Source organism: Rhodanobacter sp. B05 (assembly GCF_002001085.1).
Lineage (GTDB): Bacteria > Pseudomonadota > Gammaproteobacteria > Xanthomonadales > Rhodanobacteraceae > Rhodanobacter.
The window spans coordinates 286050-299427 of sequence record NZ_MUNU01000015.1; the positions used below are offsets into that span (position 1 = coordinate 286050).

9 protein-coding genes are annotated in these 13378 nt (G+C 62.5%); 4 read left to right on the forward strand and 5 right to left on the reverse strand.

What is annotated here, in order from left to right:
• Nucleotides 1-2034 carry a PAS domain S-box protein gene (locus B0E47_RS10035; protein ID WP_077514104.1) on the reverse strand — a complete coding sequence of 678 codons (2034 nt, stop codon included), beginning with the start codon at nt 2032-2034 and terminating at the stop codon, nt 1-3.
• Nucleotides 2035-2042: 8 nt separating this feature from the next.
• A complete protein-coding gene (locus tag B0E47_RS10040) occupies nt 2043-2795 on the reverse strand; it encodes a response regulator transcription factor (RefSeq protein WP_077514105.1) in 753 nt (250 codons plus the stop codon).
• Nucleotides 2796-3031: 236 nt separating this feature from the next.
• Here B0E47_RS10040 and B0E47_RS10045 point away from each other — a divergent pair, with 236 nt between their 5' ends.
• The 3 genes from B0E47_RS10045 (at nt 3032) to B0E47_RS17140 (ending at nt 6111) form a co-directional block, all read left to right on the forward strand.
• Nucleotides 3032-4462 (forward strand): bifunctional enoyl-CoA hydratase/phosphate acetyltransferase, encoded by a 1431-nt coding sequence (locus B0E47_RS10045; protein WP_077514106.1) that lies wholly within the window; start codon nt 3032-3034, stop codon nt 4460-4462.
• Nucleotides 4463-4465: 3 nt separating this feature from the next.
• Complete coding sequence (locus tag B0E47_RS10050) at nt 4466-5656, forward strand: acetate/propionate family kinase (RefSeq protein ID WP_077514107.1); 1191 nt, start codon at nt 4466-4468, stop codon at nt 5654-5656.
• Nucleotides 5657-5718: 62 nt separating this feature from the next.
• Complete coding sequence (locus B0E47_RS17140; protein WP_217318916.1) at nt 5719-6111, forward strand: hypothetical protein; 393 nt, start codon at nt 5719-5721, stop codon at nt 6109-6111.
• 25 nt (nt 6112-6136) lie between these two features.
• On the opposite strand, the gene B0E47_RS10055 is transcribed toward B0E47_RS17140, so the two are convergent.
• Nucleotides 6137-7525, reverse strand: a complete 1389-nt coding sequence (locus tag B0E47_RS10055; RefSeq protein WP_077514108.1) for a cytochrome C — start codon at nt 7523-7525, stop codon at nt 6137-6139.
• 229 nt (nt 7526-7754) lie between these two features.
• Between B0E47_RS10055 and B0E47_RS10060 the strand changes: the two genes are divergently transcribed.
• Nucleotides 7755-8087, forward strand: coding sequence for a high-potential iron-sulfur protein (locus tag B0E47_RS10060; RefSeq protein ID WP_077514109.1), 333 nt, complete (start codon nt 7755-7757; stop codon nt 8085-8087).
• A gap of 66 nt (nt 8088-8153) precedes the next feature.
• Here B0E47_RS10060 and B0E47_RS10065 read toward each other — a convergent pair whose 3' ends face one another.
• Both B0E47_RS10065 and mgtA read right to left on the reverse strand, forming a co-directional pair.
• The gene (locus B0E47_RS10065) at nt 8154-10526 is read right to left on the reverse strand and encodes a phosphoketolase family protein (protein ID WP_077514110.1); all 2373 of its coding nucleotides are present in this window, start codon (nt 10524-10526) and stop codon (nt 8154-8156) included.
• Between the two features lie 289 nt (nt 10527-10815).
• Nucleotides 10816-13371 (reverse strand): magnesium-translocating P-type ATPase, encoded by a 2556-nt coding sequence (gene mgtA / locus B0E47_RS10070; RefSeq protein WP_077514111.1) that lies wholly within the window; start codon nt 13369-13371, stop codon nt 10816-10818.
• Nucleotides 13372-13378: the final 7 nt, after the last annotated feature.

Consider the following 13378-nt stretch of genomic DNA (forward strand, 5'->3'; position numbering starts at 1 on the left):
TCACGCGTCGCCGTCACGATCGAGCACGCGGCGGATGGCGGTGCCGAGTTGCTCGCGCCGATAAGGCTTGCGCAGCAATTCGAAGGCACCAAAGGTACGGATATCGATATCCATCGAGGCGTATTCGTAGCCGGAGGTGAAGAGCACAGGAAGATGCGGATGCCGCTCGCGTGCTTTCGCTGCCAGTTCGAAACCAGTCATTTCGCCGCCAAGCACGATATCCGTAAAGAGCAGATCGATTTCCGGCTGTTTCGCCAACTGCTCCAGCGCTGCAACGGCATCGCCGGCCTCGCAGGGGATATAACCAAGCGTGCGCAGGAAAGTGATGGCAACACGCCTCACCTCGGGTTCGTCTTCCACGACCAGCACGGTTTCGCGACCATGGCGCGAAGGGGCGGGCGTCGGCTCTTCCGTAGGCCTTGACGCTGCGGCCGGCAGGAAAAGCTCGACACGGGTGCCATGGCCCTCCTGACTTTCGATATGGAAATGGCCGCCGGATTGTTTCACGAAGCCATACACCATGCTGAGACCGAGGCCACTGCCCTTGCCGACTTCCTTCGTAGTGAAAAAGGGTTCCAGCACGTGCTCCAGAATTTTCGGCGCGATACCTTCACCGTTATCCGATACGCTGAAGACCACATACGAGCCGGCCGCAAGCCGGATGTCTTCCTCGGACCTGGCGACGGTGAAGGAGCGTGCCGCGATCGCAAGACGACCGCCGCGCGGCATCGCATCGCGCGCATTGAGCGCCAGATTGATCAAGGCCGCTTCCAGCTCTCCCTCGTCGGCGTATACGGCAGGTACGTCGTTGTTGCACTCGGCCGTCACGGTGATGCGTTCGCCCAGCGTCCGACCCAGCATCCCGCTCAGATCGGCCAGCAGCTGCACGGTGCGCACGGCACGCGGCAGCAAATGCTGGCGGCGTGAGAAGGTAAGCAGCTTGCGGGTAAGTGCCGCGCCACGTTCAACCGCACGCGACGCGCTGGCGAGGGTTTCCCGTGTCGACGGATCGTCCGGCGCATCGATTTCCAGCAACTGCAGATTGCCGGAAATCACCGTCAGCAGGTTGTTGAAATCGTGCGCTATGCCGCCGGTCAGTTGACCGAGTGCATCCAGGCGCCGCGAATGCGCCAGTTGCTCTTCGCTGCGTCCGCGCTGAATGGACCCGGCCAGAATGTTGGCCACCGATTGCAGGAAGTTCAGTCGATCCCGGTCGAAATAGCCCTTCTGGTGCGCAAGGGCCAACAGCAACCCCATCAGTCCATGCCGGTCACGCAATGGCACGAGGGCGGCGTCCTGATAATCCTGGCTCAGGAACGGGCATATCCCGCGAAGGCTCTCGATGCTGCTGCCTTGCATCGGTGGCTGCTCATCGACCTCCAGCGTCTGGTTGCGTGTTATGTCCAGCAAGGCGGAGTTGCCCGACAAGCTTTCCAGTACGGCTTGCGGCAGACCCGTCGACGCGATGGCCCGCAAGCCGGGATGGTATGGGTGATTGAGGATGATCGCCGTCGCAGGAATGTCGAGGGTGGTTGCCACCAGACCGGGAATCTCGTCGATGGCTTTTTCGTGATATGTGGCCTCGAGCAGACGCCGGCCCATCTGGGCCATGGCAACATCGAAGCGGGCGCGGTCCTGAGCCTGGCGTGCACGCTGCGTTTCGGAAATGTCGCGGATCGCCGCCGCATACAGCGTTCCCTGCGCAGCGACGATCGGACTCAGCCCGATTTCCACCGGAAACGATTGGCCACCGGCGCGTACGCCGGTCAATTCGTAGCCGGCGCCCATCGCACGCTCACGCGGGTGGGCCGTGTAATGGGCGCGATGAGCGATATGGGCCTGCTGCAGAGCAACCGGCAGCAGCGCCTCCACCTGCAAGCCGACGAGCGTACCCGCTGCGTAGCCGAACAGGCGCTCCGCATGCGCATTGGTCAGCACGATGACACCCTGCCGATCGACCACGATCATTGCATCCGGCGCCGCCTCGAATAACGCGCGGAACAGCTGAGCATCGGGGGCTTGTGTGCTGAACATGTCGCTGTCTATATCCGCCGGACCGTGGGCGAGAACAGATAGCCGGTGCCACGAATCGACTTGATCCGTTGCGGATGAGCGGGATCGGGCTCGATCTTGCGGCGCAGGCGCCCGATCTGCACGTCGATCGAGCGATCGAACGGCCCCGCATCGCGGCCATGGATATGCGTCATCAGCTGGTCGCGCGTAAGCACCTGATTGGCGTGTTCGACGAACACCCGCAGCAAGGCGAATTCGCCGCTGGTCAGCGGAATCGGCTCGCCTTGCGGCCCGGACAAGGTGTGCGCCTGGGGATCGAGCACGCAACCGTCGAACGACAGGCATCGGGGGGCATCCGCTTTGCGGTCGGCCCTGGCTGGCGGCGCGGTGCGACGCAAGACACTGCGCACGCGGGCCAGCAACTCGCGCAGATCGAACGGCTTGGTGACGTAGTCGTCCGCACCCAGTTCCAGCCCCACGACCCGATCCACCGACTCGCCGCGCCCGCTCACGATGATCACCGGACCATGCCAGTGCTCGCGCAGGTTGCGGGTCAGGCTGAAGCCGTCTTCGCCGGGCAGGCCGATGTCCATCATCACGATGTCGACCGGTTCGTTGTCAAGAACCTGGCGCATGCGGATGCCGTCGCCGGCGGTGCTGACGCGAAAGCCCTGGCTGCCGAAGTAGCGGCTGAGGATCTGGGTGATCTCGCCATCGTCATCCACCACCAGCAGATGTGCCGGCGCCGTTGTTGGTGACGCTGGAGGGGGCGAGACAGCCATCTGAACTTCCGATCTGCGGCGGTGCCCAGTCGAAGAGGGCGGTCCAGCCGGAGCATACGCCAGCGCGTGTCGGCTTTCAGCAAACCGCCGGAACGGCAGGCGACATCGAATGCATGTTCAGTTGATTTCGCTCAAACCGAGGCAAGGGAGGCGGCCTAAAGTCTGCCTCATGGGATAACGTCGCTATCCAATCGGCATCAATGCCGCGGCCAGCACATGCACCGAAGGCCCTCTCCATGAACTCCGCATCCACTGTGGCCACACCGGCCTGTATCGAGAACCGTACTTTCGATGAAATCGAGGTGGGCGACAGCGCGCGCACAACGCGCACGCTGTCGCAGCGGGATATCGAGCTGTTCGCGGCGATGTCCGGCGACATGAATCCGCTGGAGATGGACCCGGACTATGCGCGCAATACCCTGTTTCATCATGTAGTGGCGCACGGCATGTGGGGCGGTTCGCTGATATCTGCCGTGCTCGGCATGCAGTTGCCGGGTCCGGGCACCATCTATCTTTCGCAGGATCTGCATTTCCAGGCGCCGATAAACGTGGGCGATACCATCGATGTGATCGTGACGGTCGCCGCCAAGGACTCGTTGCAGCATCGCGTCACGTTCCATTGCTGCGTGCGCAACCAGTACGGTGTGGACGTGATCCTGGGTACCGCCGAGGTGCAGTCGCCAACCGAAAAGGTTTGTTGCTCGCGGGCCGACTTGCCCGATGTACAGATCGCCGACCATCGGCGCTTCCGGCAACTGCTGGCGCAGGTAAAGGGGCGCCCGGCCATGCCCACGGCGGTTGTTCATCCCTGCGACGACAACGCGATCGTCGCCGCCATCGAGGCGGCCAATGCCGGCCTGATCGAACCCATTCTGGTCGGTCCCGCCGCCAGGATGATGGCGGTGGCGAAACATGCCGGTGTCGATATCACGCCATACCGTCTGGTCGACACGCCACACAGCCACGCGGCGGCGGCACAGGGGGTTGCTCTGGTGAAGAGCGGGGAAGCGAAGCTGCTCATGAAAGGCTCGCTGCATACCGACGAGTTTATGCACGCTGTCGTTGCCGAAAACGGGTTGCGCACCGGGCGTCGCCTGAGCCATGTCTATCTGATGGACGTCCCCAGTCATACCCGCCTGCTGCTGGTCACGGATGCCGCCATCAACATCGCGCCGACCCTGGACGAAAAACGCGACATCATCCAGAACGCCATCGACCTGGCGCATATGCTGGGGGTCGCCGTGCCCAAGGTGGCGGTGCTGTCGGCGGTGGAAACGGTGAACCCCGCGATGCCCTCCACGATCGACGCGGCCGCGCTCTGCAAGATGGCCGAGCGCGGGCAGATCACCGGTGGCGTCGTCGATGGCCCGCTCGCCTTCGACAATGCAGTCAGCACGCTGGCCGCACGCGAGAAGGGCATCAACTCCGAGGTTGCCGGCATGGCCGACATCCTGGTCGTGCCGGACCTGGAATCCGGCAACATGCTGGCGAAACAGCTGACCTTTCTGGCCGGTGCCGATGCGGCCGGCGTGGTGATGGGGGCGCAGGTGCCGATCATCCTGACCAGTCGGGCCGATGCGCCGCGTGCACGCATCGCTTCCTGTGCCGTGGCGGTGCTGCTTGCGCAGGCGGCCAGGAACAGTGTCGTGACCGCCGTGGATGGCTGAGCGATGCCCAAGGCCATCCTGACCCTCAATGCCGGTTCGTCGAGCATCAAGTTCGCGCTGTACGAATGCGTCCCAGGCAGGCAGCGCCTGGTTTCACATGGCGTCATCGAAGGTATCGGCACGGCGCCGAGGTTCACCGTGCGCGCACCGGATGGCACGGTGCTGGAGGACTATCGCTGGGCGGCGGGAATTCAGCTTGGTCACGAAGACCTGCTCAAGCCGTTGCTGACCTGGGTGACCTCCCATCTCGGGCAGGAGAGCCTCGTTGCGGTGGGACATCGCATCGTGCATGGAGGAAGCGACTTCCATCGGCCGACACGCATCGACGATGCCGTCCTGGCTGCACTGGAAAAGCTCGTGCCGCTGGCGCCCCTGCATCAGCCGCACAACATTGCCGCGGTCAAGGCGATCAGTAGCCTGCGCCCAGACCTGTTGCAGGTTGCCTGCTTCGATACTGCCTTTCACCACGATATGCCGCCGGTGGCGACACGCCTGGCGCTACCGCAGACCTACACGGAGGAGGGCGTACGCCGTTACGGCTTCCACGGCCTTTCCTATGAATACCTCATCGCACGGCTGCGCGAACTGTCGCCTGATCTGGCGGGCGGCCGTGTCGTTGCCGCGCATCTGGGCAATGGCGCGAGCCTGTGCGCGATGCGCAACGGCCGCAGCATCGATACCACCATGGGTTTCACTGCGCTCGATGGGCTGGTGATGGGAACGCGCTGCGGCAGCATCGATCCGGGAGCGCTGCTCTATCTGCAGCAGGTGCATGACCTGCGTGCCGTCGACGTCGAGTACATGCTTTATCACGAGAGTGGCCTGCTGGGTGTTTCCGGCATCAGCAGCGACATGCGCATCCTGCAGGTCAGCGAGGACCCGCGTGCCAGGGAGGCGATCGAGCTGTTCGTGTATCGCCTCGTCAAGGAACTCGGAGCGCTGACATCGGCCCTGGGTGGACTGGACGCGCTGATTTTTTCCGCCGGCATCGGCGAGCATGCGGCCAGTGTCCGTGCGGCGGTCTGCGAACGACTGGCCTGGCTCGGTATCGAATGTGATCCAGCGGCCAATGCCCGGCACGATACCCTGATCAGCACCTCACGCAGCCGCGTGCGCGTCTTCATCATCGCCACGGACGAAGAGGCCATGATTGCCGCGCACACGGCTCATGCATTGGCGGTTTCTCGGGAGTAATGCGTGATGCGCCTGGCGCAGGCGGATTCGCCGGCCATATCGTCGCACGCACGGATTACTGCATGCCGCTGCCCAACGATACCGATCCCGTCGCCGTCGCCCCGTTGTTGTGCGCCGGTCTGATCGGCTGGCGTTGCCTGCTGAAGACAGGGTGGGCGAAATGTATCGGTCCCTACGGTTTTGGCGCGGAAGCGCACATCATCACCCAGGTCGCCTGTCGAAGGTGGCGGCGAGACGTGCCGCGTACTCCAGGCCAGGTGACCAGGATTCGAAATCATCGGCGTAGGCCAGGATGTCTCTCACGTCATCTCTCCTCGCTGGATGTGAATAGTCCGGTTGGCTGGCAGCTCCCTGCCCTCGATGTCGACCAATCGGAAAGCGTGCCGCTTCGGCTTGGACAGCATCGCGGCGTCTGCTTCACGATGAAGCGTTTCCAGCTCGTCGTCGCTCATTGAACTGTGCTAAACGGCGGTCAATCACTCAGAACGCCAACCAGGTATAGAGGTAGAGCGTATTGTTGTCGGCCGCTGTTCGACCTGCGCCGTCCACGTTGTGAACAAGCCCACTGAAGCGCGTGTAGAAGGTGTACTGGAGGCCGAAGCGGACATTGACGAAGGGCTCGGCCCAGGAGCTGGCCTGGCCGTACGGGTTCCAGTTCAATTCGAAGACACCGCCGTTGGTATCGGGGCTGCCGTTGTTGCCGTACAGCGTGACGTCACGGCTGCCGTCGTTGCTGAACGCACCGAGCGTTGCACCCCAGGTGTTCTTGTACCAGTAGCTGCCGTTGATGTTGAGGGCACGCAAGGTATTGTCCAGATTGGACGATCCTCCCGCCGCATAGGTGGCATCCAGTCGCTGGTGCTCGCCAAGGTAGAGCGCATTGACCGTGAAGAGGTGATGGCCGCCGTTCAAGAACTGATAGTTGGCATCAATGCCAAAGTCCCGAAACCTGTCTGTCGGACCGGGGGTCGCTATGGCGTCGCCGGCGGCATTGGTGCCAGGCAAGCCTCGCCGCGCGTCCAAGGCAAAGCCACCCAGTTCGAGATTTCCGTTGGGGAGGTTCCAGGTGTAGGCGACGCGCGCATAAGGCGTAATGCCGGCCAGACGTCCATTGAAGTCGCCATTGACGATGCGCAGGAAGGACGGCGACAGCGAGCGATAGGCGCCCGCTTCGACATACAGCGCACTATCGATCTGCGCGTAGCCGTTTATACCCACCACTTGCTGCGCAAGGCCGCCCATCAAGATCGGCGCCGCAGGTGCACCGGGCGCCAGATCCGGCGCCGTATAAGGAAATTGCCAGGCAGGCGCGGTGTTGAACACATCCGTAAGGCTCGGATTGTTGTTGAGCGACACGCCCCAGATGGTGGTATGGCCACCCGCGGTCAGCGTGCGCGCATAACGCAGGTCGGAGTTGTCCCATCCGAGCAGCCCGCCGTTCTGCGAATAGGTTGCCTGCGCAAGCGCACCGAGGTGATCTGTGAGAGGGCCTGCGAAAAAGAGCGATACCTGCTGCAGCTCGGTGTTGTCATTCGTGCCAAAGCCGCTCGCAGGTGGCGCAACCTGGGCCTTTTGCGTATGTGTGAACGACTCGATCAGCATCAACGACAGGGGCACTTTGGCGTCATTGCCCACTTTCAGAGTGTAGCCGAGCAACTTGAACTGGCGCCCGAACGGGGTCAGCTGCGGTCCGAAGCCGCCCACGTGACAGGCTACACAGGCCTGATGCGTCTGCCTGGCAAAAGCAGGCACGGCACGGACGCGCGTCGAAAAGAAAATCAGCACCACAAGCACACAAAGAGCGAACGCCAGCATGATGCGGCCAGTTCGGCCGAATGATTCACGAAGGGATGTGCTGTCGACGGCCATGTTCTTCCCCTATGCGTTTAAAGTTCGGTGCAATACGGCGTGTCCGGAGTGCCGGGCACGGTGTGGAAGCAGTCGCATGGAAGTCTGCCCCGACCAAAGGCGAGTCGTTTGATCTGGATCAATCAAGCGCGGGTACAACGCAAATATCGTGGCCATCGAGCCCATCGCAAACGTGGGTCAGCCTCGTGCGCGCGAGCCCGGGTCAACCGAGTACTGATGGAGAACACCCATGACACATCGTGAGAAAAATCTGGAGTCCCGCCGTCAATTTCTGAAGATGGCAGTGGCCATGTCCGCAACGGCCGCCCTGGCAAGCATCGCAGGGCTTGTGCGTGCTGCCGACATGCTGCACCTGACCGATTCCGACCCCACCGCCAAGGCGCTTGGCTATGTCGAGGATGCCAGTACAACCAGGAACCCCTTGTATAAAGCCGGGAGTACTTGCGCCAACTGTCAGTTCTACACAGGTGCAGCGGACGGCTATGGCCCCTGCCAGTTGTTCCCGGGCAAGGCCGTCAATGCGAAAGGCTGGTGCAGTTCGTATACACAGAAGAAATCCTGAGACGAACCGCGTGTGACGTGCACATCGGCATGGGATGTGCACATCAACTGGGCTACAGAAGGGCGATCAGCACGCGGGGCCGTGTGCCGGCCAATGCCACGAAGCTACCTCCGGCATATCCTCACCATGCTCGCTGATATAGAGCTTGTGCCGTTCCATGATTGCCCAGTACCGCTCGGTGGCCTGCTCGACATAGGCGCCGAAGCGGTGCACGCGCGTGATGGCATCCAGTGCCAGTTGGTAACGATCGAGATTGTTCAACACCACCATGTCGAACGGCGTGGTGGTGGTACCTTCGTCCTTGTAACCACGGACATGGATGTTGTCGTGATTGCGCCGGCGATAAGCCAGCTTGTGAATCAGCGAGGGGTAGCCATGGAAGGCGAAGATCACCGGCCTGTCCGCGGTGAACAGTGCGTCGAAATCAGGGTCCGACAACCCGTGCGGATGTTCCGATTGCGGTTGCAGCACCATCAGGTCCACCACGTTGACGACGCGGATACGGATGTCCGGAATGAAGCCGCGCAATAGGGTCACGGCCGCCAGGCATTCGAGCGTCGGCACGTCGCCCGCGCAGGCCATCACGACATCCGGGTCGCCGCCATCGTTGCTTGCCCATTCCCAGATGCCGGCGCCGGCGGCGCAGTGCTTCGCGGCGGCGTCGATGTCCAGCCACTGCCATTCCGGCTGCTTGCCGGCCACGATCAGGTTGATGTAGTCGCGGCTGCGCAGGCAATGATCGGCCACCGACAGCAGGCAGTTGGCGTCGGGCGGCAGGTAGATGCGCACGACTTCCGACTTCTTGTTCGCGACGATATCGAGGAAGCCGGGATCCTGGTGCGACGTGCCGTTATGGTCCTGCCGCCAGACGTGCGAGGTGAGCAGGTAATTCAATGACGCCACCGGCGAGCGCCACGGAATATGGCGCGTGACCTTCAGCCACTTGGCATGCTGGTTGAACATCGAATCGATGATGTGAATGAACGCTTCATAGCAGGAAAAGAAACCATGGCGGCCGGTGAGCAGATAGCCCTCCAGCCAACCCTCGCATAGATGCTCGCTAAGAACTTCCATGACGCGGCCATCGGCGCTGAGATGGTCATCGACCGGGTCGATGTCACCCATCCATTCCTTGCCTGTGACTTCATACACCGCATCCAGTCGGTTGGACGCGGTTTCGTCCGGCCCGAACAGGCGGAAATTCCGGTTGTCCAGGTTGAGGCGCATGACTTCGCGCAGAAAGCCGCCGAGCACGCGTGTCGACTCGGCTTCGACCGCCCCTGGCGTGTCGACCATCACGGCATGGTCGCGAAAATGCGGCATCAGCAGCGGCTTCAGCAGTTCCCCGCCATTGGCGTGAGGATTGGAGCCCATGCGACGATGCCCGGTCGGTGCGATGGCGGCCAGTTCATGGCGGAACTGGCCGGTACCGTCGAAGAGTTCTTCCGGCTGATAACTCTTCATCCAGGCTTCGAGCTGTGCGACGTGCTCGGGTTTGTCGAACTGCGCGATCGGCACCTGATGCGCACGCCAGGTGCCTTCGACCGGCAGTCCATCGACGGTCTTCGGTCCGGTCCAGCCTTTCGGCGTGCGGAAGATCAGCATCGGCCAACGCGGGCGCTCGATTGTTGCGTTTTTCGCGCGCGCCGTCTGCTGAATGCTCCGGATCCTGGCGAGGATCTCGTCGAGCGTGGCAGCAAGATCCTGATGAACGGCAGCCGGGTCGCTGCCTTCGACGAAAAAGGGCTCGTAGCCATAGCCGCGGAACAGGTCCAGCAGTTCCTCGCGACTGATGCGCGAGAGAATGGTTGGGTTGGCGATCTTGAAACCGTTCAGATGAAGAATCGGCAGCACCGCACCGTCGCGTGCCGGATTGAGAAACTTGTTCGAGTGCCAGCTGGTCGCCAGCGCTCCGGTTTCCGCCTCGCCGTCACCCACCACGCAGGTGACGATCAGATCCGGATTGTCGAACGCCGCGCCGAACGCATGCGCCAGCGAGTAACCCAGTTCTCCACCTTCGTGGATCGAGCCGGGGGTATCCGGAGAAACATGGCTGGGCACGCCATATGGCCAGGAAAATTGGCGGAACAAGCGCCGCATGCCGTCCTGGTTGCGCTCGATCGCCGGATAGCGTTCGGTGTAGGAGCCTTCCAGATAGGTCTGCGCCACCAGCCCCGGTCCGCCATGGCCCGGGCCGGTGATGAAGATCATGTTCAGGTCGTGCTGCTTGATCAGCCGGTTTGCATGCACATACAGCATGTTCAGGCCCGGCGTGGTGCCCCAGTGACCGAGCAGGCGCGGCTTGATGTGCTCGCGCTTCAGCGGCTCTTCCAGCAGCGGGTTGCCGCGCAGGTAGATCTGGCCGACGGAGAGGTAATTGGCGGCGCGCCAATAAGCGTCCATCTTCTGCAGCTGTTTGAGTGACAGTGGGTTTGGCATGGTGCCTCCGAATGGGTGGGCGGCATGGCTACCTCCACGCGTCACCAATGGCCTTATATTCATGCGGACGAAAAGGGCGGGTTTGATCTGCATCAAGGGAATGCGGACTCATCACCCGGTTGCCGAACGGCTGATCGTCCACCTTTTCGATGGATGGAAACCATCGCTACCCGGGACGGCGGCCTGCGGCGCACCGTCTGTCAGCGCGCTTGCCGCAGTCGCCTTGATTCGCGTGCGAAGTCCCGTCAGAAGGAGCGTGCTGACCACATCCCGGTTTCGTCGAGCGAACCTACGCGTTCGAAATGTCGTCATCGGAGCGCATGAATCGCCGCTTGGCCATTTCGACCAGCAGCAGGTAAGTCGCCGTCGCCGCCGTCAGGAACCCAAAGAACGCGGGTGGCAGAAGAACAAAGCCGAGGTCGGTCGCCAGCGGCGTCATGGGAAGAAGAATGCCGATGGCAATAGCCAGCAGCACGCTAATGATCATGGCCTTGCTTGGCCGGCTTCGCAACGGATTGCGTGCGGTGCGGATAACGAACAGCACCAGCGTCTGGGTGGCGAGCGACTCGATGAACCAGCCGGTATGAAACGCCGCTTCCGATGCATGCAGCCAGTGCAGCAGGACGTAGAAGGTAAGGAAGTCGTAGAGCGAGCTGATCGGTCCGATACCGAGCATGAAGCGCCGAATGAGGGCGACGCTCCAGCGTCGCGGTCGACGCAGTTGCGCGCTGTCCACATTGTCTGTCGGGATGGTGGTCTGCGCCATGTCGTACAGGAAATTGTTCAGCAGGATCTGGGTCGGAAGCATGGGCAGGAATGGCAGAAACAGGGCACCCGCCGCCATGCTGAACATGTTGCCGAAGTTCGAGCTCGTGCCCATGAGCAGGTACTTCATGACATTCGTGAACGCTCTTCGCCCTTCGATGACACCGGCATGCAGTGCCTTGAGGTCGCGGTCGCGCAGCACGATATCCGCGGCTTCCCTGGCAACGTCCACGGCGCTGGCGACGGAAATGCCGACATCAGCGGCATGCAGCGAAGGCGCATCGTTGATGCCGTCCCCAAGGAAACCGACCACGCAATTGCGTGCCTTGAGGGCAAGCACGATGCGGTGCTTCTGCGCCGGGTTGACTCTGGCGAAGATGCTGGTCCGCTCGGCCAGAATGCCGAGTGCGGTTTCGCCCAGGCTCTCGATCTCCGTACCGGTGACCACCCGGTCGACGTCGATCCCGACCTGCGCGCAGACATGGCGCGCCACGCGCTCGTTGTCGCCGGTCAGGATCTTCACCGTTACGCCGTCGTCGGCCAGCGCGTGCAGACATTCCGCCACGCCGGGTATGACGGGGTCGGAGAACAGTGCGAACCCGGCAAGCGTCAGCTCGGTTTCGTCGCCAGTGGTGTAGCGCTCCTGTGCTGGAACGTTGCGATAGGCCACGGCAAGCACGCGCAACCCCTGCTCGCCAAATGACTCGTGGGTACGCATGCAGCGCTCCATCGATGCGGCATTGATCCGACGTACAACCCCTTCCACCTCATACCGCGTGCATTGGGTGATCACCGACTCCGGCGCCCCCTTGACGATGAGCAGTCGTTCCTCGTCGTGCTCGACGACCACGGATAGCCGGCGCCGCTCGAAATCGAACGGAATCTCGTCCAGCTTGCGGTACTCGTTCACCGCGAGGGTTTGAAGGCTCAATATCGCCGTGTCGAGCGGACTGCGGATACCGGTTTCGAACGACGCGTTCAGATAAGCCAGAAGGTGCGGTCGTTCGGACGCGTCGCCGAATGGATCCACCGTTGAAGCCAGTGACGTTTCGCCGCTGGTCAGCGTGCCGGTCTTGTCGCTCAGAAGTACCGTCATGCTGCCAAAGTCTTCAATGGCAGCGAGATGCTTCACGATGACCCGCTGGCTCGCCATGCGCATGGCCCCCCGCGCCAGGGTGACCGTGGTGATCATCGGCATGAACTCGGGCGTGAGGCCGACCGCCAGGGCCAGTGCGAACAGCAGGGTTTGCAGCGGTGGCCGATGCATGGCGATGCCGATCAGCAGCACGGCGAGCAGCAGGAACACCATCGTGTACATGATGAGCCGGGAAAAGGCGCTCAGACCGCGCTCGAATTCCGTGGGCGGCGGACGCTCGGCCAGCGCCTCGGCGACGTCACCGAAAGCGGTGTGGCGGCCGGTGGCAAAGACGAGTGCAGTCGCCGTACCGGCGACCACCGACGTGCCGAGAAAGACCAGATGCCGCGCATCGGCGCTTCGATCCGGGCCATCTGGTTCATCGACCACTTCCTTTTCCACCGGTATCGACTCGCCAGTGAGCGCGGCTTGCAGCACATGCAAGTCGCGCGCGGTGATCAGGCGCGAATCAGCGGGCACCCGATCTCCCGCAGCCAGCCGAATCAGGTCGCCCGGCACCAGGTCACGGCGGGGCCGTTCCTGCCAGCGGCCATCACGGCAGACGGTGGCCATGGGGGCGATCTCGTCACGCAGACGATTGGCTGCGCGCTGGGAGCGATAGCTCAGTGCGAAATTGAGGGCAACACTGAGGATCACCATGGCCGCGATAATGGTGGCGCCGACTTTATCCCCGAGGAATCCGGAGACGCCGGCCGCCAGCAACAAGATGACTACCAGTGGATTGGTGAACAGCAAGAGCAGGGCCGCAACAGGGCCGCCATGGCCGACAGGACGTGCTTCATTCGGCCCATACTGAGCCTGTCGATTCCGAGCTTCGCGTTCTGACAGCCCTTCTGCCTGGCTTGCAGGCACACCAGGCCGCGCGTCTGCCGATCTACCGGTCAAGTTCTGCGGAGGAGGGGTGGATGTGGTGGCGTCATGCATGGTGCCT